24 protein-coding genes are annotated in these 22,707 nt (G+C 37.3%); 16 read left to right on the top strand and 8 right to left on the bottom strand.

From position 1 onward, the window contains the following. The first annotated feature begins 91 nt into the window (after positions 1 to 91). The 10 genes from J655_RS08645 (at position 92) to J655_RS08600 (ending at position 10,407) form a co-directional block, all read left to right on the top strand. Positions 92 to 763, top strand: a complete 672-nt coding sequence (locus J655_RS08645) for a heavy metal response regulator transcription factor (RefSeq protein WP_032052265.1) — start codon at positions 92 to 94, stop codon at positions 761 to 763. Further along, the gene (locus J655_RS08640) at positions 760 to 2,163 is read left to right on the top strand and encodes a heavy metal sensor histidine kinase (protein WP_032052264.1); all 1,404 of its coding nucleotides are present in this window, start codon (positions 760 to 762) and stop codon (positions 2,161 to 2,163) included. The genes J655_RS08645 and J655_RS08640 overlap by 4 nt, the downstream gene beginning before the upstream one ends. Before the next feature lie 96 nt (positions 2,164 to 2,259). Beyond that, on the top strand, positions 2,260 to 2,823 hold the full coding sequence (locus tag J655_RS08635; protein WP_032052263.1) for a lipocalin family protein: 564 nt from the start codon (positions 2,260 to 2,262) through the stop codon (positions 2,821 to 2,823). 119 nt (positions 2,824 to 2,942) lie between these two features. Further along, positions 2,943 to 3,914 (top strand): acyl-CoA desaturase, encoded by a 972-nt coding sequence (locus tag J655_RS08630; protein WP_032052262.1) that lies wholly within the window; start codon positions 2,943 to 2,945, stop codon positions 3,912 to 3,914. Then, complete coding sequence (locus J655_RS25120) at positions 3,911 to 5,173, top strand: NAD(P)/FAD-dependent oxidoreductase (RefSeq protein WP_032005391.1); 1,263 nt, start codon at positions 3,911 to 3,913, stop codon at positions 5,171 to 5,173. The genes J655_RS08630 and J655_RS25120 overlap by 4 nt, the downstream gene beginning before the upstream one ends. A gap of 21 nt (positions 5,174 to 5,194) precedes the next feature. Continuing rightward, the gene (locus tag J655_RS08620) at positions 5,195 to 5,986 is read left to right on the top strand and encodes a DUF1365 domain-containing protein (RefSeq protein ID WP_017480812.1); all 792 of its coding nucleotides are present in this window, start codon (positions 5,195 to 5,197) and stop codon (positions 5,984 to 5,986) included. Beyond that, positions 5,983 to 7,182: an SAM-dependent methyltransferase gene (locus J655_RS08615; protein ID WP_032052261.1), complete on the top strand. Its 1,200-nt coding sequence runs from the start codon at positions 5,983 to 5,985 to the stop codon at positions 7,180 to 7,182. The genes J655_RS08620 and J655_RS08615 overlap by 4 nt, the downstream gene beginning before the upstream one ends. 29 nt (positions 7,183 to 7,211) lie before the next feature. Further along, entirely contained in the window at positions 7,212 to 7,991 is a 780-nt protein-coding gene (locus J655_RS08610; protein ID WP_005073547.1) for a DUF1295 domain-containing protein, read from the top strand. A gap of 8 nt (positions 7,992 to 7,999) precedes the next feature. Beyond that, positions 8,000 to 9,046 (top strand): SAM-dependent methyltransferase, encoded by a 1,047-nt coding sequence (locus J655_RS08605; RefSeq protein ID WP_005073549.1) that lies wholly within the window; start codon positions 8,000 to 8,002, stop codon positions 9,044 to 9,046. 32 nt (positions 9,047 to 9,078) lie between these two features. Continuing rightward, positions 9,079 to 10,407 (top strand): sensor histidine kinase, encoded by a 1,329-nt coding sequence (locus J655_RS08600; protein WP_005073552.1) that lies wholly within the window; start codon positions 9,079 to 9,081, stop codon positions 10,405 to 10,407. Here J655_RS08600 and J655_RS08595 read toward each other — a convergent pair. From J655_RS08595 to J655_RS08585, 3 genes are read right to left on the bottom strand one after another with little or no spacing between them, the layout of a single operon-like run. Further along, positions 10,404 to 11,099 (bottom strand): response regulator transcription factor, encoded by a 696-nt coding sequence (locus J655_RS08595; protein ID WP_002119620.1) that lies wholly within the window; start codon positions 11,097 to 11,099, stop codon positions 10,404 to 10,406. The genes J655_RS08600 and J655_RS08595 overlap by 4 nt on opposite strands. Before the next feature lie 17 nt (positions 11,100 to 11,116). Beyond that, positions 11,117 to 11,611 (bottom strand): chalcone isomerase family protein, encoded by a 495-nt coding sequence (locus J655_RS08590; RefSeq protein WP_005073555.1) that lies wholly within the window; start codon positions 11,609 to 11,611, stop codon positions 11,117 to 11,119. After that, positions 11,578 to 12,150 carry a nuclear transport factor 2 family protein gene (locus J655_RS08585; RefSeq protein WP_032005395.1) on the bottom strand — a complete coding sequence of 191 codons (573 nt, stop codon included), beginning with the start codon at positions 12,148 to 12,150 and terminating at the stop codon, positions 11,578 to 11,580. The genes J655_RS08590 and J655_RS08585 overlap by 34 nt, the downstream gene beginning before the upstream one ends. Before the next feature lie 280 nt (positions 12,151 to 12,430). On the opposite strand from J655_RS08585, the gene J655_RS08580 reads away from it, so the two are divergent. The 4 genes from J655_RS08580 to J655_RS08565 all read left to right on the top strand — a co-directional run bounded on the left by J655_RS08580 (position 12,431) and on the right by J655_RS08565 (position 15,624). Then, positions 12,431 to 13,120 (top strand): aspartate/glutamate racemase family protein, encoded by a 690-nt coding sequence (locus J655_RS08580; protein WP_002119648.1) that lies wholly within the window; start codon positions 12,431 to 12,433, stop codon positions 13,118 to 13,120. Between the two features lie 58 nt (positions 13,121 to 13,178). Beyond that, entirely contained in the window at positions 13,179 to 13,598 is a 420-nt protein-coding gene (locus J655_RS08575; RefSeq protein WP_017480817.1) for a PH domain-containing protein, read from the top strand. 172 nt (positions 13,599 to 13,770) lie between these two features. Then, positions 13,771 to 15,144 (top strand): PQQ-dependent sugar dehydrogenase, encoded by a 1,374-nt coding sequence (locus J655_RS08570; protein WP_032052260.1) that lies wholly within the window; start codon positions 13,771 to 13,773, stop codon positions 15,142 to 15,144. Between the two features lie 27 nt (positions 15,145 to 15,171). Next, entirely contained in the window at positions 15,172 to 15,624 is a 453-nt protein-coding gene (locus J655_RS08565; protein ID WP_005073564.1) for a GNAT family N-acetyltransferase, read from the top strand. Positions 15,625 to 15,682: 58 nt separating this feature from the next. Here J655_RS08565 and J655_RS08560 read toward each other — a convergent pair whose 3' ends face one another. Further along, positions 15,683 to 16,885 (bottom strand): MFS transporter, encoded by a 1,203-nt coding sequence (locus J655_RS08560; protein WP_032005397.1) that lies wholly within the window; start codon positions 16,883 to 16,885, stop codon positions 15,683 to 15,685. Between the two features lie 137 nt (positions 16,886 to 17,022). On the opposite strand from J655_RS08560, the gene J655_RS08555 reads away from it, so the two are divergent. Both J655_RS08555 and J655_RS08550 read left to right on the top strand, forming a co-directional pair. Continuing rightward, complete coding sequence (locus J655_RS08555) at positions 17,023 to 17,583, top strand: TetR/AcrR family transcriptional regulator (protein ID WP_032005399.1); 561 nt, start codon at positions 17,023 to 17,025, stop codon at positions 17,581 to 17,583. A 457-nt stretch (positions 17,584 to 18,040) separates the two neighbouring features. Continuing rightward, complete coding sequence (locus J655_RS08550; protein ID WP_002119617.1) at positions 18,041 to 19,339, top strand: dicarboxylate/amino acid:cation symporter; 1,299 nt, start codon at positions 18,041 to 18,043, stop codon at positions 19,337 to 19,339. Positions 19,340 to 19,502: 163 nt separating this feature from the next. Here J655_RS08550 and J655_RS08545 read toward each other — a convergent pair whose 3' ends face one another. The 4 genes from J655_RS08545 to J655_RS08530 all read right to left on the bottom strand — a co-directional run bounded on the left by J655_RS08545 (position 19,503) and on the right by J655_RS08530 (position 22,669). Further along, the gene (locus tag J655_RS08545; RefSeq protein WP_002119766.1) at positions 19,503 to 19,706 is read right to left on the bottom strand and encodes a hypothetical protein; all 204 of its coding nucleotides are present in this window, start codon (positions 19,704 to 19,706) and stop codon (positions 19,503 to 19,505) included. Between the two features lie 361 nt (positions 19,707 to 20,067). Next, positions 20,068 to 20,799, bottom strand: coding sequence for a hydroxyacylglutathione hydrolase (gene gloB, locus J655_RS08540; protein WP_005068466.1), 732 nt, complete (start codon positions 20,797 to 20,799; stop codon positions 20,068 to 20,070). A 152-nt stretch (positions 20,800 to 20,951) separates the two neighbouring features. Continuing rightward, the gene (locus J655_RS08535; protein WP_002119707.1) at positions 20,952 to 21,647 is read right to left on the bottom strand and encodes a methionine ABC transporter permease; all 696 of its coding nucleotides are present in this window, start codon (positions 21,645 to 21,647) and stop codon (positions 20,952 to 20,954) included. Beyond that, positions 21,644 to 22,669 (bottom strand): methionine ABC transporter ATP-binding protein, encoded by a 1,026-nt coding sequence (locus J655_RS08530; protein WP_002119636.1) that lies wholly within the window; start codon positions 22,667 to 22,669, stop codon positions 21,644 to 21,646. The genes J655_RS08535 and J655_RS08530 overlap by 4 nt, the downstream gene beginning before the upstream one ends. Between the last annotated feature and the right edge of the window lie 38 nt (positions 22,670 to 22,707).

The following is a 22,707-nucleotide window of genomic DNA, read 5'->3' as shown; positions in this document are numbered from 1 at the left end:
ATGTCGCTTTGAAAATCTTAAACAAATTGCTTAATTTCAAGCATGACAATCACATTACAAAGTTGTCATCTTTCAAATGAGTCTCTACAAAATGCGTATCCTTATTATTGAAGACGAGATCAAGATCGCCACTTATTTGGTCAAAGGATTAAAAGAGTCTGGATATCAAGCGGAGTGTGTTTACTTAGGGCTGCAAGGTTTGGAAATGCTAAAGAGAGATAAATATGACTTGCTTATTCTTGATGTCATGCTGCCAGACATAGACGGCTGGAGCGTATTACAAGTCCTACGCCAGTTTTCAAAAATTCCGGTGATTTTCTTAACGGCGAAAGATCAGGTGATGGATAGAGTGAAAGGTTTGGAGTTGGGCGCAGATGATTACTTGGCTAAACCTTTTTCCTATATTGAACTGTTGGCACGCATTAAAAGTCTGTTAAGACGACAGCAATATCTGCAAGAAAATGAGTTGTCTATTAGTGATTTAAAGATGGATGTGGTCAGTCATAAAGTATGGCGTAGTGGCAACTTAATTGAGCTGAGCAAAACCGAATTTAATTTGTTGCGCTATCTATTGCTCAACAAAGAGCAAATTGTGACACGCAGACAAATTGGTTCAGAGGTTTGGAATATTAACTTTGATACCGATACCAACTTTATTGACGTTGCGGTACGCCGTTTACGAAGCAAAATTGATGAAGGATATGAATTAAAACTCATTCATACCATACGTGGCTTGGGCTATAAAATTTCGGTTAGCTTATGAACTTTAAATTTCTACGTTCTCTTGAAGTCCGTATTACATTACTGGTCACGCTTTGTTCTGCCTTAATTTTATGTTCAGTCGGCTTTATGACCTATTTAGGCATTAATCAAATTTTATTGAAGCAGCAAGATAAAGCTTTAGCAGACAGAATTAATCGTTTGGAAATTTTGCTGCAAGATAGCGAAAATGTAGAGCAAATTATTGCGCGTCCTAAGCTGTATCAAAACATGCTCGGTAACCAAGACAACTTGTTTCTGCTCATCCATAAAGACAAAACTTTAATTAATATCAATCCGCTCCATATTCAGTTACCTGAACTTGCACAGCGTGACAGTCTTCAATTTCAAGATTTAGCCAATAACTCATATCCAACGCGTATTGCTTGGAAAACCATAAAAATTAATAACGAGCCTTATCTACTGATTGCAGGTAAACAGTGGTCGGAACGCATCAACATTCTTTTACCTTTTCAAGAAAGTCTCTTGATGTATGTGGTTGGGGGCGTGTTTGCAATTTTTGTACTTTGCATTTTAGTGTGTCATTTAGGTTTAAGGTCGCTACAACAGCTTCGTAAGCAAACTCATTCTATTAATGCAAATCAGCTACAGAACCGATTAAACCTCCCAAATCCACCTTTAGAAGTTGAGCTACTTTCAAAAGATATAAACCACATGCTTGAGCGTATCGAAAAAGGCTATACCCAGCTCAACCGTTTTTCTGAAGATATCGCTCATGAATTCCGTACACCTTTAAATAACCTGATTGGACAAACCGAGATTGCTTTAACTGGCGAACGTTCGGTTGAGCAATATGAAGATTTGCTAGTGTCCCATTTAGATGACTACCACAGATTAAAACGCATGATTGATAGCATGCTTTTCTTGGCAAGAGCCGATCAGAAAATGGTGCTTGTAAACAAACAAGAAATAAATCCCCAAGATGTTATGGATAGGATATGCCAGATTTTTGAATATCAAGCCGAGGAACAAGACTGTCATTTTAGTTTTAATCTAGAAGCTCAAAAGTTATTTGCAGATCCTGAGCTATTTCAACGAGCCGTTTATAACCTTGTTTTAAATGCGCTGGTTCACGGTGGTAACAAGCGAACTATTTATATCGCAACAAAACATAAAATGATTGAACATAGGCAATGGGTAAGCCTAACTGTGGTAACGGGTGGTATTTCAATTGCTGAACATCAACTTGAGCATCTTTTTGAAAGATTTTACCAATGCCATTCAAGTCGAAGTGATGAGAATCAAACAGGTGGATTAGGCTTATCGATTGTTGCTTCAATTATGGATCTACATGATGGCCGCTATCGAGTTTATAACACTGTCGAGGGTGTGTGCTTTGAGCTTGATTTTCCAATTGCAGATGTTCCAAAGAAATACAATTAAATCCTTATTAATGTTCTTTAATTTTTAAAATTCACACTTTGTTCACAACCCTCTGACGTATGTTTAAACGTATGAAATAAACAGAAGAGGGCAATCATGAAATTATTATTTAAATCACTGGTCATGAGCAGCAGTCTTGCAGCGGTGAGCTTAATGCTTCCTTTGAGCACCTTTGCAGACACCAATACTAAACCTGTCGCTGTTGATTCTATCGATATTAATAAATACGCAGGTAAGTGGTATGAAATTGCGCATTTACCGATGTTTTTTCAGCGTAATTGTGTAGCCAATACAACTGCAAACTATTCTATTAACGCGGACAAAACCGTTGGTGTTTTAAATAGCTGTACGACAAAAAAAGGCGAAATGATCTCATCTGAAGGAGTTGCTTATCCGCAAAATGAAGGCAACAGTAAATTGAAGGTGAGCTTTTTACCTTCTGGTCTTAGATGGATTCCTTTTACAAAAGGCGATTACTGGGTTTTAAGAGTTGACCCAAATTATCAGGTCGCTTTAGTAGGTGGCCCAAGCCATAAATATTTATGGATTCTTTCTCGTAGCCCTCAACTTGATGAGGCGACATATCAATCTTATCTGCAAACCGCAAAAAGCTATGGCTACGACGTTTCTAAACTCGTTAAAACAACACAGTCTAAATAGTGAAATGCTGGTTGCGTAGATGCTTATATTTATCTCGTAATTGAGTGAACTTCACATAAAATTCATTGCGCATTTTCTAAATTAGAACCAAAAGAAATGCTTTAGATCAGGAAGAATCAATGTCTAAATTTTTTCTGCGCTGGATCGATAGCTGGTCAGATTCAGAAAATGCGCAAGTGGGTGCTTCTAGCGAATATGTCATTGAAAAGAACATTCAATGGTTAAGAATTATTCCTTTTATTTTATTACATATCGCTTGTTTAGCAGCGTTTTGGGTGGGCATATCTTGGTTTGCTGTGATCTTCATGCTGGGGTTTTATTTTCTTCGCATGTTTGCAATTACTGCTTTTTTCCACCGCTATCTTTCGCATAAAACTTTTCAGACATCACGTATTGTTCAATTCATTTTTGTACTGATCGGGACCATGAGTGCGCAGCGCGGACCTTTATGGTGGGCAGCCCATCACCGTTATCACCATCACTTTACCGACACCGATCAGGACCCGCATTCAGCGAAAGCAGGCTTCTGGTATTCGCATGTAGGCTGGTTTTTAAATGAGCAAAATTTTGCTACTCGAAAAAAAGTCATTAAAGACTGGTTGAAATATCCAGAGCTAATTTGGCTAGATCGATTTAGTTTGCCTATTGTGATTTTGACGGCCTTAGCAATTTATGGTTTAGGTTCGTGGCTTGCACAACATTTTCCTGAGTTGGGCACCAATGGCTTACAACTTTTAGTGTGGGGATTTGTCATTTCCACTGTTCTATTAACACATGCAACCTTGTGTATTAATTCACTCGCTCATCGTTATGGCTCACGTGAGTTTAACACCCCAGATGATAGCCGTAATAACTTCCTACTTTCTTTAATTACCTTGGGTGAAGGATGGCACAACAACCATCACTTTTACGCAGGCAGTGTGCGACAAGGTTTTTATTGGTGGCAGATTGATATCACTTTTTATGTGCTCAAACTGATGTCTATATTTGGTTTGGTGTGGGGGCTAAAGCCAGTACCAGACAAGGTTTATCAATACAAAAAGATTAAAAATTTATCGATAGAAAAAATTGAAAACGGTGAAGTGTTATGAAAATTGCCATTATTGGTTCGGGTATATCTGGACTTTACGCAGCTTGGAGATTGTCAGAACAACATCAAGTCACTGTGTATGAAAAAAATAATTATTTTGGCGGTCATACTGATACTCACGAGCTAGAGATAGAAGGCACTAAAGTCGCGGTAGATAGTGGTTTTATTGTGTTTAATGACTATAACTATCCGTTATTTACCGACATGCTTAAAAAATTAGGCGTAGAAACTCAAAGCAGCGATATGAGTTTTTCTGTGAATAATCTGGTCAGTGGACTTCAATATAATCCTTCAAAAAAATGGTCGCTCTTTGCCCGTCCGCAGAACTTTTTAAACCGAAAATTTCTGCAAATGCTCTCAGATTTGCTGCGTTTTTATGATGACAATAAAGATATAGATGTGGCAGATATTGATCCTAATTTATCGATTGAAGAGTATTTGGACCTTCACAAATATAGTCATGAGTTCCGTTATGAGCATCTTTATCCGATGTGCGGTGCCTTATGGTCGGCACCCTTTGAGCAAGTAGGACAAATTCCATATCGATTTGTGGTGAGCTTTTTTCAACATCACCGCATGTTGCAGTTAAAAGACCGCCCACAATGGCAAACAGTTAAACACGGTTCAGCAAGCTATATTCGTGCTATTCAAAAGAATTGCCCATCCATTAAGTGGAAATTTGCAGAAGTAAAAGCTGTGAGTCGTTCACCAGAAACTGTGTTGATCGAAACCGTTGAAGGGCAAGCCCAATATGACTGGGTGATTTTTGCAAGCCACGCTGACGATAGCCTAAATTTAATTAAAGATGCGTCAGAGCTTGAACAAGAAATATTAAGCCAATTTGGTTATCAAGATAATCGAATGGTCGTCCATCGTGATCTTTCAATTATGCCTAAAAGCCGTTTGCAGTGGGCAAGCTGGCATGTACATGTAACACCAAAATCTCAAGTCCAAAACGATGAGGCCGACATACATTATGGTTTTACCTACTGGATGAATAATTTGCAGAATTTATCCTGCACTACTCAAATTTTTTCTACTTTAAATCCGAATATGAAAATCAAAGCCGAAGACATCTTGGTTGAGCGGCAATATCGACATCCCGTATTTGATGCAAAAGCGATTCAAGCTCAATCTCGTTGGTATGAAATTAATGGGCAAAATCGTACTTCATTTTGTGGAGCATATTGGGGCTGGGGCTTTCATGAAGATGGTGCCCGCAGTGCAGCATGTGTTGTTGAGCAACTCTTAGCGTTATAAGAATAAGTAAGGAGCTTTCAAATGTTATTAAATAAACTTGCTATCGCTCCTGCGCTTATTCGTCATCGGCGTTATAACCCTAAACCGCATGAGTTTACATCGACCTTAAATTATTTATGGTTCGATCCAGATCAATTAGTTGATATCACAAAAGATTGTTCACTCTGGTCGACGGATCATTGGAATGTATTAAATCTATCTAAAAATGATTTTTTAAACATGTATCACGGTTCTATAAGAGAAAGAGTAGAGAAAGCGATACTGCAAAATAATCACTTACATCTTCGGCCAGACTGGCAAATTCGAGTGTTGGCTTTGCCTCGTTGTTTGGGTTTTCGGTTTAATTCGGTCGTATTTTATTTTGTTTTAAATAAAGCTGGAAAACCGCTCTTTATTCTTAGTGAAATCACCAATACCCCGTGGAATGAACGAAAAGTCTATACACATGACTGTATAAAACAACAAGGACAGGTAGGTGACTATCAAAGTTTCGATTTTAACTTTGAAAAATCATTTCATGTTTCGCCGTTCATGCCCATGCAGTTGACTTACCGTTGGCGATTTAGTTTTTCAGATCAGCAGAATGTCATTCACATGCAGCTTTTTGAAGAGCAAAAACAAGTCTTTGATGCCACTATGCGTTTTGAGCTTGTGCCCATCACATTTCCTTCACAGCAATATCGATATGCTCTTATAAACAGCCTAGCACCTTTTAAAATGTTGTTTTCAATATATTTAGAGGCATTTAAGTTGTGGCGAAAAAAAGTTCCATTTTATCGTCATCCTAAAAAGATCAAGGTAGATAAGACATGATAAAAACATTTCTTTATGGTGAAGATGACTCACTACCGTTACTGCTCAAGAGTCTTCTCAAACTACGTCATGGACAGATCACTTTTCAGGGCGCGTGGAATGGGACGGTCGGTGAAGTTTCAGACTTACATGCTGTGATTGAAGTTCACAATCCTTTATTGATGGATCTCATTTTAAAAAATGGTGTTTTGGGAGCAGCAGAAGGCTACATCCGTGGTGACTGGAGCAGCGAGCACCTTGTCGAGTTGATTCAAATCTTGGCACGTAACCGAGCTGTATTGGACCAAATCAACCAGAATGTTATTGCTCAAGCGAGCCAGTTTTTTCTTAAAGCTTGGTATCAAAATCGAAAGAATTCTATAAGTGGTAGCCGTAAAAATATTGCTGAGCATTACGACTTAAGCAATGACTTTTTTAAATTATTTCTAGATCCGTCTTTAATGTATTCGAGCGCAGTTTTCGAAAATGAAAGCATGACCCTCGAAGAAGCATCTGATTTAAAAAAAGAGATCATTTGTAAAAAGTTAGATTTAAAACCGCTAGATCATTTGGTTGAAATTGGAAGTGGGTGGGGTGGTTTTGCCATTTATGCAGCTCAACATTATGGCTGTAGAGTAACCACCATTACCATTTCACAAGCTCAATATGATGAAGCCGTTACTCGTGTAAATGAAGCTGGCTTTGCACATCGAATTGATGTGCAACTTAAAGACTACCGTTTGCTCGAAGGCAAGTTCGATAAGCTGGTTTCAATTGAAATGGTTGAGGCGGTTGGTGCGCAATATTTATCGACATACTTTGATCAATGTAAAGCACTCTTAAAACCGAAAGGGTTGGCATTTATTCAAGCCATTACTATTGAAGATTTCCGGTATAAAAAAGCATTAAATACAGTTGATTATATTAAGCGCTATATTTTCCCTGGTAGCTTTATTCCTAGCATAAGTGTATTAACTCAAACTGCTTCTGAAAGCGGTTTAAGGTTAAAACATTTAAATGATATTGGTTTAAGTTATGCGCAAACACTTCATCACTGGCGAGCGCGTTTTTTAGCGGCGCGGGAACAAGTATTGGCTTTAGGTTTTGATGAAAACTTCATCCGCATGTGGGATTTCTATTTATGTTATTGCGAAGGTGGTTTTAAAGAAGGCGTGATAAGCAATGTTCACTTGTTGTTTGAAAGTACCAGTTACTGACTCAAACCGCTCAAGTAAGGAGACTGCTCATGTTTTGGAATTTACTGATTCTAGATTTAATGATCATGTTGCTGAGCTGGTTACTTGCCACTCTAAATGGCCGAGCTGGAATTGTAGATGCTGCATGGAGTTTCTGTCTGGCAGTAAACATTATCGTGTCTTCTTTACTCATTTCAGTTGCTCCAGTTGAAGTGCGTCTTTTTATCGGTATTTTTAGCGGCTTATGGTTTTTAAGATTGTTTTGGCATCTGTTAAGACGTTATCAATCTGAACAAAAAGAAGATGGCCGTTACGCGAGCATGCGTAAAGCGATGGGTAAGTTTCAGCATATTGGCTTTTTATTCTTTTTTATCTTTCAAACACTTTTAGTGCTTTTGTTCTTTTTGCCGATGTGGACGCTACTCAATGTAGAGGCAATTGAATGGAGTAGTGGATATAAAGTCGCTTTAGTAATTGCAGCTGTCATCATGGCAATTGCTTTTATTGGAGAGCAGCTCGCTGATCAGCAGTTATACCGATTTAAATTAAATCCAGATCATCATGGCAAAACCATGGATCAGGGTTTATGGCGTTATTCACGTCACCCCAATTATTTTTTTGAATGGTTGCATTGGTTTGCCTATCCAATTATTGGTTTAGCGGCAGGCCAATATGTATTGTGGATTTATCCGTTACTGATGTGGCTATTTTTATATTACGTCACGGGTATTCCATTTAGTGAAAAACAAGCAATTAAAAGTCGCGGTCAAAATTATCTTGATTATCAACAAAAAACATCAATGTTTATTCCGCGAAAACCCAAAAAATAGGTGCGCATATGGATTTTATTGTTCATCAGTCTTTGAAAATTGTTGAAAGTGGTGTGATTCCAGATCATGCAATTCGAGCTGCAATTCGTGCTTTAAGTAAAAAGCGCTTAATCCAAGAAGGCCGTTATGACCCTGAGCAAGGAGCGCAGCGCTACATGGATGTGCTTAATATGCTGAAGAAGAGCGAAATCGCGGTTGAAACGGATAAGGCAAACGAGCAGCACTATGAATTGCCGACCGAGTTTTTTCAGGCGGTGCTTGGAAAAAGACTCAAATATAGTGCGTGTTATTTTCCGACTAAAACAACAACTTTAGATCAGGCAGAAGAGTTGGCTCTTCAGCTTTATTGTGAAAGAGCACAACTTAAAAACGGTCAACAGATTTTAGAGTTAGGCTGTGGTTGGGGCTCTTTAACTTTGTGGATGGCAGAAAACTATCCAGGCTCACAGATTACGGCTGTTTCAAATTCTGCAACTCAGAAAAAGCATATTCTTCGGCAAGCAGAATTGAGAGGTTTAACCAATGTTGAAGTGCTTACCTGTGATGTGAATGTACTTGACTTAGACCAAGACAAGTTTGATCGTGTTGTATCGGTCGAAATGTTTGAACACGTTCGTAATTACCAACGTCTTTTTGAAAAAATTCAGGGCTGGTTAAAAGCAGACGGCTTACTTTGGTGTCATATTTTTTGCCATCGCTTTTTACATTATCCTTTTGAAGTGAAATCAGATTATGATTGGATGTCCAAGTATTTCTTTACTGGCGGTTTAATGCCTTCGACTTCGACTTTTTTGCATTTTCAAGAGCATTTAGAGTTGGCTCAACAGTGGCAGTGGTCGGGTGAGCACTATATGAGAACGGCAAATGCTTGGCTTGATAACATGGATAACCAAGAAGTCGAACTGAAGCCCCTGTTTAAAAAAATCTATGGAAAAGATGCCAATATTTGGTGGCAACGCTGGCGTATTTTCTTCATGGCTTGTGCTGAGTTATTTGGTTTTGAGCAAGGTCAAGAATGGGTCATTGGTCACTTTTTATTTAAAAAGCGATCATAGTAATTTCTATAGCCTATCCCGGCGATAAAGATATGATAAAAACTCGACATGATGGCAAAGCGAGTCATCCATTAGCCCAAATGTTCAATCGATATTACTGGTTGCAGATTGGTCTGATTGCATTATCGATCGTGGTCGGGTTGGCTTGTAGTGCTTGGGTGATTAAGGGCTCTTTACTTAAAACCGCTTTAGAACAGGAAATGGAGCATTACTGGTTACGCATAGAACGTAATCCAAATGCTGATTTACCAGATACTAAAAATTTATATGGATATCGGTGGAATACACAGGCCGCGCCTCAACCTTTTCGGGGCATGCATTTAGAGAGTGGCGTGCACCGAGTATTCGTTGATGGTAAAGAACGAATGACGGTCTATGGTGAGCGTAATGGTCAGCATGTTCTATTGGTATTTGGCGAAAGCAATGTTAATAAGCTGATCTGGTTATTTGGTCTTGCTCCACTGATGTTCAGCTTATCTGTTCTATATAGCTTTTTGTGGTGGTCAAACCGAAGAGCAAGACGCTATTTTTCTCCAATTACGCGCTTAGCGAACGCTTTAGAAAATATTGATTGGGCACATCAAGATACTCAGGCATCTCCTTTTAGAGATATTAATACCAATGGCAACATGGAAGCCGAATATCTCAAACAAGCTTTAGAAAAATATCATCAAGTTTTAAGTGATTTTATTCGACGTGAAAGAGAATTTACTGGAGATGTGAGCCATGAGTTACGCACTCCACTCACCATTTTGAAAGGTAATGTACAACTGTGTCAGGCGAAATACGGAGACGATAAATCCTTAGTCCGTCTTCATAACACAATTGAAGATATGCAGCTGCTCGTTGATACCTTACTTGCGATTGCACGTAATACGGTACAGAGCTTGCCATCTGAGAAAAATTTATTATCGAAAACGGTAAAGGATCTTGTTGAAAGTTTAGAAGCGGTAAGTGCAGGTAAAGGGATACAAATTAATATTCAACCTGATGTTTCTGAGCAGCCACGTTGGTTATATCCTTCGATGACTCAAATGGTTTTAGGTAATATTTTACGTAATGCCCTGAACTATTCTCAAGGCTCACAAATCGACATTATTCAACAAAAAAACAGCCTGATTATTGCAGATAATGGAATTGGAATTTCTTTACCTAACGATGTAAAGGTGCAAGAGCTAAGCGACACACAACTTTCCTTAAAGGCTAAAGGCCATGGAATTGGTTTGCAATTGGTACAAAAGCTTTGCAAACAACTAGGATGGAGAGTGGAGCTGTTTGATCGACAATATTATTTAACCACTCATCCTGAACTCGATTTGGAGCCAACCACAGGCTTAATTGTTGTGGTCTATTTAAGTTAAGTCGCGGAATCTTCCAAAGCAATTTTTAAACCGACCCCTGCCACTGTATGTAATAGTTTAGGATCAAAAGGTTTATCAACCATTTTTCTTAGGTTATAGATATGACTGCGTAACGCATCGCTTTCAGGTTCTTCGTCTCCCCATAATTCCATCATCAGTTCTTGCTTAGTCACTACTTTTGGAGACTGGCGCATCAAAATTTTTAATAGTTTAAATTGAATAGGGGGTAACTCGATATTATTTCCGGCACGAACCACAGTTTGAGTTGAGCTATCAAGAATTAAGTCGTGAATTTGAATTTTATGGTGAGTGACTTCACCAGCTGCTCTTTTTATTAATGCACGAATCCGCATCACTAATTCATTAAAATCAAAAGGTTTTACCAAATAATCATCTGTGCCAGCAGTAAAACCTTTAAGTTTGTCATCTAAAGTATCTCTTGCTGTGAGCATAAGAACGGGAATATCAACGCCTTGTTCGGTACGTAGCCAGTTACATAGGTCATAACCCGAGCCATCGGGCAAATTTATATCGAGCAACAAAAGATGATAATGCTGAGATTTGAGAAAAGTCCGTGCAGCATCTAAATTACGTGCATGATCGACAACATAATCATGCACTTCAAGAAATTCGCAGACCGTTGCTGCGAGTTCAAAATGGTCCTCAACCATGAGGATAAAGTGATTACCCATGAGATTTTATTAAGCCATTAATTTAATAATTGTTGTTTTAATTTAGCATTAAACGGTTCGCTACCAAACCAGATTTTAAAATATTGATTTGCATTCGGATTGTTCAAAGAGCCGAGTAGCTTCTGGTTTAATTTTAATTCTAGTTTTTGATTTTCATGTTGATAGTAGAGACTATAAAGATCTCCACTCTTAATTGGCCTATATAGTTCATTAATATGATTAAGCGGGGATTTCGCATCAAAGCCGCTAACATTTTTCTTCAAAAAGTGGGTTGCTGCGCGTTTAAATGCCCACTCGGGAATATCGCGGTTATAGCTAAAGTCCATTTTGATGCTTTGGTTCTGCCAATTTTTTAGGCAATCTTCAGCAAAGTAACTGACATTTCCCACTTTCTTGCTCGTCACCATTAAAGGAGCTGAACTGCATTTTTTTAGTTCAGCCGCATTCGCTTGAGATACGATTAAGATTCCCAGAAATATCAAGATTCGACTTTTTTGAACGGTAATACCCATTTATATACTCCTCCAAATATGGGTAAAGAACGGTAAAGGCCATTTGCCGGATCCCAATAATCTTGCTGGAAAATAATTTTTTGTTGCTCATTAATCTTAATTTGACTAATTCCATAAGAAGCCATGGTTTTTGAGCGACCTAGCATTTTAAAGTCATAGGTCATGTACCAATGAATGTAGGCTGTATCTTGGTGATGAGTTGCACTAATGAGTTTTACAGTGACATTACTCACTCGGGCATTCATGCCTTCAAAATGCTTAATCAGATCTTTCTTTTGAGAGAACTGCGAGAGTGTATCGTTGATATAGAGCTGATCAGCGTAAAGATTGCTAGCATTATTTACAAAAGAAGGAGTACCGAGCGTATTAAATGCAGCGACAAAACGATTGCCGACATCTAGCGCCTGTTGATCATCTAATTCTATACCAGTAATTTTTTGTTCAGCTTTGCCATAGTCACCTGAGTAACTAGGCACACTTTTACACGCCGTTAAACCTACCAAAGTAACCAACCCTAGGGCTGTAGTTATAATTTTCATGTCGATATCCAAGCCAACTTTATAAGATCAAATTAAAGAGCTGGTCGTGAATTTTGCGTGAATTCTTATATTTTATGATTTGGGTTTAATGGAGAGCGTTTTCTGTTTTGGAAATTTAATAAACTAGGCCTAATCAACTTAAAAATTTCTATCGACTTCACAGCGTTTAAGATTAATAAATAAGATAAGCAAGAAAAAATTTAAGAAAGCAATTTTATTCTAGCTGCGCTTTACTCATAAGAGATATAGATAAGTTTTGAATAAATAGAAAGGTTCAATAATGAAAACAATCGGCTTATTAGGCGGAATGAGTTGGGAATCTACAGCGCTTTATTATCAACAAATCAATAAAATGGTTCATCGTAAATTAGGAAAATTGCACTCCGCTAAGGTCATTATTAATAGTGTTGATTTTGAAGAAATAGCAGCCTTGCAAGCGAAGGGTTTATGGCAAGAGGCTGGCACATATTTAGCTGAGCAAGCACAAAATTTAGAAAAAGCAGGAGCAGATTGTATTTTGGTGTGTACTAACACCATGCATAAAATTGCTGCGCAGATTGAAGATTCAATTTCGATTCCTTTCTTACACATTGCCGATGCAACAGCAAAAGAAATTTTGAGTCAAAACATTGGTAAAGTTGCACTGTTAGGGACAGCTTTTACAATGGAGCAAGATTTTTATAAAGCTCGATTGCGGGATTATGGAATTGATGTTGTTATTCCAAATGAAGCCGACCGAAAAATAGTCCATAGCATCATTTATGAAGAACTTTGTTTAGGTGTGATTAACCCCGATTCTCAGCAAAAGTATATCGCTATTGTAGAAAGACTTATAGCTGAAGGTGCCCAAGGAATTATCTTAGGTTGTACTGAAATTTGTATGTTAATTGGTGAGCTTAAATTCTCGGTTCCTTTATTTGATACGACCGCCATTCATGCAAAAGAGGCGGTGAGTTTTGCTTTAACTTAAGAAGATAAATTAGAAACAATAAATTGTTAGGAATTAATTTTAAAGATGGAGGATAACTTTGAAATTTAGATCAAAAATTGATTGGTGGCTTTTATTAATATTTGTTGTGATCACTGCCAATATCGTTATGAAAATTTATGAAGCAAATTATCATTATTCTTTAGCTTCAAATTTTCCACACCTCGTCATTTATAGTTTAGTCATTTTGGTTATTTGGCTTCCGGTCTTTAACACGTATTACGTAGTAGAAAACAACACATTAATCATTAAGAGCTTGGTATTTCGATGGAAAATTAATATCAATGATATTACTCAAATAGAACCTACCCATAATCCACTTTCTTCTCCAGCATTATCGCTAGATCGACTTAAAATTTATTATATGAAAGATGGAAGAATGGCTACCGTAATGATCTCGCCCAAAGATAAAGAGAGCTTTTTAAATACTTTAAACAATAGTTCTGGGACCAAGTTCTAATTGATAGTTAATTAAGAAAGTAAATTAAGTGCCTAATAAATACTCAGTTATGTATTAGATTTTTGAAAAATACGGTCTGTAATGCTCAGCACAGTTAAATAAATCAACTATAAGTCTCTCTTCTAAAGCATTAACCTGTATTTATTGCGAATAAATAAAATGGAGATAAAAGATGCTTAACGATTTTTTGAAGCCAACTTTAGGCATTACGGTTGTATGTGTACTTGCAGGATGTGCGTCATCCTCTCAATATCCAATTACTGATAGTTATGGCCCAGAACCAAAACTTCCTGAACCAAAAACAAGCTTATTACCGACCGTTAATATAGCCCCAGCAGAAGGTTGGCCAAATGGCGCTATGCCTACTCCAGCAGAAGGTTTAAAGGTCAAAGCCTTCGCCAAAGGACTTGAGCACCCGCGTTGGCTTTATGTATTACCAAATGGCGATGTATTGGTTGCTGAAACAGATGCTCCGCCTAAACCGGAAGACAGCAAAGGTATTAAAGGTAAAATCATGACTTTTGTGATGAGGCGTGCAGGCTCATCTCATCCGAGCGCAAACCGTATTAGTTTACTTCGTGACACCAATGGAGACGGCGTCGCTGACCAGAAAACGGTATTCCTTAAAAACTTAAATTCTCCATTTGGTATGGCATTGGTAGGTAATAACTTATATATCGCCAATACGGATGCACTGGTGCGTTTTCCTTACCAAGAAGGGGAAACTCAAATTACAGCCAGTGGAACCAAAGTATTGGACTTACCGGGTGGTGCTTTAAACCACCACTGGACCAAAAATGTAATTGCTAATCGCGAAGGTACAAAGCTCTACATTACTGTCGGTTCTAACAGTAATGTTGCTGAAAATGGTTTAGATCAAGAAAAAGGTCGCGCACAAATTACAGAGTTTGATATTGCAAGTGGTCAATCTCGCCCATTTGCAACAGGCCTACGTAATCCAAATGGTATGGCTTGGCAACCTCAAAGCGGTAAACTTTGGACGGTGGGTAATGAGCGCGATGAAATCGGTAGTGACCTAGTACCCGATTATATGACTTCGGTTCAAGACGGTGCTTTTTATGGTTGGCCTTATAGCTACTATGGTCAACATGTAGATGTGCGAGTAAAACCGCAAAATCCTGAAATGGTTGCTCGTGCAATTAAACCCGACTATGCGCTAGGTAACCATACGGCTTCTTTAGGCCTTGCATTTTATACAGCCGAACTGATGCCACAATTTAGAGGTGGGGCATTGATCGGTCAGCATGGTTCTTGGAACCGTAAACCTCACAGTGGTTATAAAGTCATTTTTGTACCATTTAGAAGTGGTCAGCCCTCAGGTCCACCGCAAGATATTTTGACTGGATTTCTCAGCGATAAAGGCAAAGCGTATGGTCGTCCGGTGGGTGTAGCAATCGATTTTTCAGGTGCTGTGTTAGTTGCAGATGATGTGGGCAATACGATTTGGCGCGTTTCGCCAGTTGCTGAGACAACTTATGAGAGTCCAACCCAGCAATCCATTAGTAGTTCAGTGACTCAACCTTAAAAAGGTTGGACAAAATAGGTTTATTTTATGCAAATATTACGGTTATCTGATTACCCTCAATACAAAGAAATGGCTGCACAGTGGTTTTCTGAAAAATGGCAAATCCCTGTGGAAGCCTATCTTGATAGTATTCAGATTTCCATTGATCAAAAGCATGCTATTCCACAGTGGTACATTGTTTTAAATGAAGATAAGCATTTAATTGCTGGAGCAGGAGTCATTGATAATGACTTCCATGAGCGTAAAGATTTAACACCAAACTTATGTGCTTTATTTGTAGAAGAGAACTATCGAAACCAAAATATTGCAAAGCACATTTTAGATTTTATACGTGAAGACTTGAGTAATCAGGGCATCCAAACACTTTATTTAATAACAGACCATACCGAGTTTTATGAAAAATGTGGTTGGCGGTTTTTAATGTTGGTAAAGGATGAGGAAGGCGAGATGGTACGTATGTATGTAGCAGATACTTTTTAATAGAATTTAAAGAGCATCTATAAAAAAATAGCCTCTATAGAGGCTATTTTTTGTAGGCTTATTTACTTTTAAAATTTTTAAAAATCAGAAGAAGCGCGACAAACGATAGTAAAATAATAAAACTAATATAACTATTTGCTGTACTCATCAGCCCAATTTTCCCAACAAAATAGCCAGCGAAAATTGCAGGAATACTAAATGCTAAATAACTTTCAACAAAAAATGCAGCCATAAGTCCTGCGCGTTCCTCTGGTAAAGCTAGAGGCATTACTGTGCGGATCGTACCCATAAAAGCTGTACCAAAACCCACCCCCGTAATAATAGAACCGAGAAATAAAACTACTGCACTTGTAAGATTAATTGCTAAAAATAAAATGGTTGAACCAATAGCAATTGAAAGAGTACCGGTTAATAAAATACGGTAATTTGTCGACTTTCTAAGTGTTAATATACCGGCTGCGCCTGAGAGTGCTAGCGCTATAAACATAACACCGTTTAGCCATGCCGATGAAGTATGGAAAATTTTTGCCAGTAAAGAAGGCATAAGTGATAGGAAGAAACCACTGACCATCCAAAGAGCAATATTAATCGGACTAATACTCAATAAAGCACTTTTTGTTTGTGGAGGAATAGCCATATTGGGTTTTAAAGAGGCAAGTGCACCCGATCTTTTTTGGGCTGTTTCAGGAGTAAAAAAACTTAAAATGAGTTCACAAATAAGAAGAAGACATAAAAATTCAAAAACAAGCTGTAATGGTTGGGCAGAGAATTGCAAAATAGAACAAGTTAGAAATATACCAACAGCCATGCCGACCATTGGTGCGATACTATTAATAAGCGAACCCTGAAGCTTACTAAAATCTAAAATTGCTGCGCCTATAGCCGAGACAGCAAGCCCTGTTGCGATTCCTTGTAAGCCCCGTGCAATAAATAACATCGAAACATCTGAAGCAAATAAGAAAAAGCTCATCGAAATAATTTGCAGAAAAATGGCTGCAATAATGACAGGACGACGTCCAATATAGTCAGACAAAGAACCAATAATCAGTAATGAACCCAGCAGAGTAAAAGCATAAGTTGCAAAAATTAAAGTCAAAGTGACAGGTGAAAATTGCCAAAGCTGTTGGTATAGACGATAAAGTGGAGTCGGTGCACTAGACGCCGCCATAAAGGTCATGAGCGTGATTGTATTGAGTGTCAATGCACTTGCACTATCTAACTGAAAAACTGATCCAGACCGTTTTGAACTTGAATTGTTCATATAAGATGAATAATATAAAAGCGAATATTTAGCTTTTATACATTATTTTCACACTAAAGCAAATCCTTAGCTTTAGTGTATTTTGTATATAGATATAAATATTTATAAATTTTTTGATCCCTTTACAGAGTTTATAAATGGCAAAAGTTGTTACTGGCTTACGTCCTGGTGGTCGTAGTGAAAGAATTCAAACTGCGGTGCACCAAGCGGTAAAAGAGCTTCAAAAAACCTTAGAGCAGAGCCAAATTACCATACCTATGATCGCTCATGAGGCAGGAGTAACACCTTCGACAATTTACCGCCGTTGGGGCGATATTAATCAGCTATTTTCAGATGTAGCCCTAAATGAACTTAAACCTGATATGGAACCAAAAGATTTAGGTTCATTTCAGCTAGATATCACTGCATGGATTGAACAATATTTTGAGGAGTATTCTTCTGAAGTTGGTCAAACATTATTGCGTGATGTGCTATATACAGCCGACTCTTCAAATGCGAGAAAATGTGAAACCTTAATTATTCAACAACTTGATATTATTCAAGCCAGAGCTAAATCGCGTAATGAACCCACTATAAATAATAAAGAAATTATCGAAGCTGTTATTGCCCCTATGCTATTTCGCATCTTATTCACTGAACGTACCTTAAGTTTAGATTACGTCCACATTTTATTGGAACGGTTATTTAACGCTCCCTAATTTGAATTAATTTATCAAAGCCTATTAGTGTGATTTTTTTAACAAGAACGAGACACTTTATCTTGTTAAAAAATTATATATCAATTTTTCTTATTATTTTTAAACTAAATTTTCATAATTTATAATTTACATGTTTTTTATAAAATCATTTATTTAAGAAATGTTGTTCTTGTATGAGACAATTAAACTTCTACAGACATTTTTGTGCATATTTTTACTTAAAATATTAATATTAAATAATGATTTATAGCGAATTTTGGTTTTTTTTTATTTTTTAAAAACTAGAAAATTAAAATGATTTTATATAATTTATTGCATGATTATTGAATTTGACATTTTTTAAATTTATAACACAGGCCGTTTTTTATTCTTTACAATGGCTTTTCCCTGATAAAGCAGCTTGTGGTGCACGCTTTATATTTTATTTTTTTATCCCCATCGAAAAGGTATTTAGATAATGGATTTCAATACCCTTGACCAAGAAACGGTACAGAAAAAACAGAAATTTCACCAAATTTTGTATGTACAGGTCATCTTTGCAATTATTTTGGGCATTTTAATTGGTCATTTTTACCCAGAACTTGGTGAAAGTTTAAAACCGCTTGGTGATGCATTCATCAAGATCGTTAAAATGATTATTGCTCCCGTCATCTTTTTAACCGTTGTTACAGGCATTGCCAGTATGACAAACATGAGCCGAGTCGGCCGTGTAACTGGTAAAGCTATGCTTTATTTCCTTACCTTCTCAAGCTTGGCGCTTGTGGTTGGTATGATTGTGGCAAATATTATCCAACCAGGTAAAGGTCTTAATATTGACCCTGCTACCTTAGTCAACGACAAAGTAAATACTTACGTTGAAAAGGCGCATGCAACAAATATTACTGACTTCTTCATGAATATTATCCCGCAAACTCTAGTTAGCCCTCTGGCAGGTGGCGAGATTTTGCAGGTTCTGTTTGTGGCGGTATTATTTGGTATTTCTTTGGCTGCATTGGGTGACCGTGCACGTCCAATTACCGACTTCTTAAATAACTTAACAGCTCCAGTTTTTTACCTTGTTGGTATGTTAATGAAGCTGGCTCCAATCGGTGCTTTTGGTGCAATGGCTTTTACCATCGGTGCGTATGGAATCGAATCAATTGGTAATTTATTACTATTAATTATGACGTTCTATATTACAGCGGTATTGTTTGTCATAGTGATCCTAGGAGCAGTAGCCCGTTACAATGGTTTCTCAATTATTCATTTAATCCGTTATATCAAAGATGAACTTTGGTTAGTTTTAGGAACAAGTTCTTCTGAAGCAGCTTTACCATCTTTAATGGATAAAATGCAAAAAGCAGGTTGTGAAAAATCGGTAGTCGGTTTGGTGATTCCAACAGGTTACTCATTTAACCTTGATGGTACAAATATCTACATGACTATGGCTGCTCTGTTTATTGCCCAAGCGTGTAACGTAGACTTATCCATTAGTGAACAAATTGCCTTACTTCTTGTGGCAATGGTAAGTTCTAAAGGTGCAGCAGGGGTGACTGGTGCAGGCTTTATTACTCTGGCTGCCACTCTATCTGTTGTACCAGCTGTTCCTGTTGCAGGTATGGCGTTAATTCTTGGTATTGACCGTTTTATGTCTGAGTGCCGTGCATTAACAAATTTAGTTGGTAATGCTTGCGCAACAATTGTTGTAGCACGTTGGGATAAAGCTTTAGATAAAGATCTTTTAGATAAAGCCTTAAAGAACCCTAAAGCAGAATAACCTTATAAAAAAATCTGTAGCTAAGGGCAATTTGGGAGAGTAGCCCGGCTACAGATTTTTTTTAACATCTAAAAATATATTTTAATTAAATCATTCTAAAGTTCTGCTATTACTTATCTTTTAAAAAAAGACAATCTTAAATAAAAAATTGTGTCGTAAAAAATTATGCTTTTAAGTGATCCTCAAACTCTTCACCTAATTGCATCGCTAATGAGTTTCCTGCCAAATCACAGGTCACTAAACCATATTCTTTTTTAAAACTGAAAGTAAAACCTTTTCCATCAGCAAGATTTTTAACTGAATACCCTAACTTTTCTAACCAAATACGAAACGCAATCAAATTTTTAGCTTTAACAACCTTTTTCACGTGAGAACTCCTTCTATCCGTGGCATTACATCTTATTTATTAATAGGGTTTTAATTAGATTTTTTAAAGGGGGAAATCTTTGTTTTATTTTGCAACTTGTAAAAAAAGTAAGCTAGAGAAAGGAAAGTTTTCTTTTTTATAAAATTATGGAGAGGTTATGTAACTAAAAAATAAAATTTTTTTATTTAAAAAATTGTTCTTCGGCATTTTTTTTAAAAAATATAAATTTGGCGAAATTTTAAAAAAGCTGAATAAATAAGAATAAAGTAAATGTAAAAAATAATTACGATCAACGTGCGCTATGCAAAAAGATACAGTTCTTAAAATGAAACTGTATCTCTTAAAAGGAGAAGCTTTAACTTTAAAAATTATCTTTAAGTGCACGTAAATGAGCAAAATCTTCAGCACTTTCTGCGCGAAGAAAAGGATTGGTTGCTAATTCAAGTTCAATCGTACTCGGAAGAGTGATTGATCCTTGTTTACGTAGCTCACGAACTTCTTCAGCTCGTTCAGATAAGGCATGGTTATGCGGTTCTACCGTTAAGGCAAATTCGGCATTTGAAAGCGTGTATTCATGCGTACAATAAACTTTGGTTTGTGTTGGTAGCGCTGCTAAACGACTAAGTGAGTGATACATTTGTTCAGCCGTACCTTCAAATAATCGTCCACATCCCATTGCAAACAAAGTGTCACCGCAGAATACAGCTTCTAACTCTTCAATAAAATACACAATGTGCCCTAAGGTGTGACCTGGGGTCGCGATAATCTCTACTTTTAAATCATTAAATTTTAAATGATCGTCATGTTGTAAGGGGTGAGTAATTCCCGGAATTTTTGAGAGCTCATCACGTGGACCATAGACAGTAATATTTTGGCCAGCCGTTAAATCCGCTACACCACCGATATGGTCTTTATGCCAATGAGTGAGCCAGATTTGTTTTAAAGTGAGTTGATAATTTTGACAAAATTGAGTCACAAGATCAGCTTCTGTTGGATCAACTGCAACAGCCTCTTGGGTTTCAGTATCTTCTAAAATCCAGATATAGTTTTGGAGGGCATTCTGTACATCAATAAAATGAATTCTATAACGCATTGTTTTATCCTAAAACCAAATCCAAAGAGTAAGTAATCGCTGTTTTTGATAATAACAGAAAATGGTATTAAGCCACTCATTCAACCTTTTTATGAAAATGATGTATATAAAACAAAAAAGCCCCCATTTAGGGAGCGTTTTATATGAGTAATTTAACGGATCTTAGAGAGCCAGTTACCTAGCGTCTGTACAATCTGTACTAAGAGCAATAGAACAATTACTGTTAAAATTACAACGCTTGTATCAAAACGTTGGTAACCATAAGAGATTGCTAAGTCACCAATACCACCTGCGCCCACTGCACCAGCCATTGCTGTTGCACCAATCAAACTGATTGTCGCTGTTGTGAGGTTTAAAATGAGTGAACTGCGTGCTTCTGGCAAAATAAAGCGGTAAATAATTTGCCAAGGTGTAGCACCCATCGCCTGAGCAGATTCAATAATTCCTTCATTTACTTCGAGTAGGGAAGTTTCAATCAAACGTCCCATATATGGACCAACGTAAATTGTTAAAGGAACGATCGCTGCCCATGTACCAATTGAAGTACCTACCAACAACTTGGTAAGAGGAATCACTGCAATAAGTAAAATAATAAATGGGAGAGAGCGTAACGCATTTACAATTGGGTTGAGTAAATGATAGACGAATCTATTTGGCAAAATACCTTCTGGGCGAGTTACAAGCAGGATAACCCCTTGAATGAAACCCCAAATACCACCAAATAACAGCGCAAAAAACACCATGTGAAATGTTTCTTGTAGAGCTGTTACAAACTGGTCAATTGAAAGAGAACTGTGCCAGAAAGGTTGAGTAAGTTCAGTTAACCACTGTACGATTAAATCTCTCATACTTGATCTCCTGATTGAACTACACTCACTTCATTTTTCTCTAAAAACTCGATAGCTTGTTTAATCAACTGAGGCTCACCTAGAAGCTGTACAAACATTTGACCAATGACAGTACCGTTAATTTCAGTCATGTTAGCGAATAAGATATTTAAACTAATATCAAATTGTTTAATCAGTGACTGAATTACAGGTTCTTGAGCAGAACGGCCCAAAAACTGTAAACAGTAGATGCTATGGTGATGCTGATTTTCGAGTTGATTTAAAATATTCACAGGCAACTGTTGATGTAACACAGTTTGAATAAAGTTTTTAGTCGTCGGATGTTGAGGATTACTAAAGATATCAATCGTTGAACCTTGTTCAATGACTTTACCAGCTTCCATCACAGCTACATGATCACAAACAGTTTCAATGACATCCATTTCATGGGTCACCATAACGATTGTGATTTTTTGCTCTTGATTGATTTTCTTGAGTAACTCTAAAACAGACTTGGTTGTTTGCGGGTCTAGGGCAGAGGTTGCTTCATCACACAAAAGAATTTTTGGATGATTTGCCAAAGCACGAGCAATACCGACACGTTGCTTTTGGCCGCCAGAAAGTTCATCAGGATAAGCATCTTTTTTATGCTTAAGATCAATGAACTCCAATAACTCATTTAAGCGCTTTTCACGTTCTGCTTTATTGTAATTCAGCAGACGCATTGGCATTTCGATATTTTCAGCAACCGTTTTGGTTTGTAGCAAATTGAAGTGCTGAAAAATCATACCAATATTTGCACGTTCCTGACGTAATGAACGCGCATCCAAAGCAGTGAAGTCCTTTTGATTAATGATAACCTGACCTTCATTTGGTCGTTCAAGTAAGTTAATCAGGCGGATTAAAGTACTTTTACCTGCACCACTATAGCCAATAATACCAAAAATACTCCCTTCAGGAATTTCCAAATTAATTTGGTCCAGAGCTCGTATGGTTTGGCCTTTAAGCTGATAGTGCTTTGAAATGTTTTTAAATTGAATCATGTCGTCAAAAACTATGCTAAAAAGAAAAAACAGGCAAA

The organism is Acinetobacter sp. 1294243, from assembly GCF_000588015.1.
GTDB lineage: Bacteria > Pseudomonadota > Gammaproteobacteria > Pseudomonadales > Moraxellaceae > Acinetobacter > Acinetobacter pittii.
The sequence above is the reverse complement of the archived record's forward strand: the minus strand, read 5'-3'. Positions and strand labels throughout refer to the sequence as shown.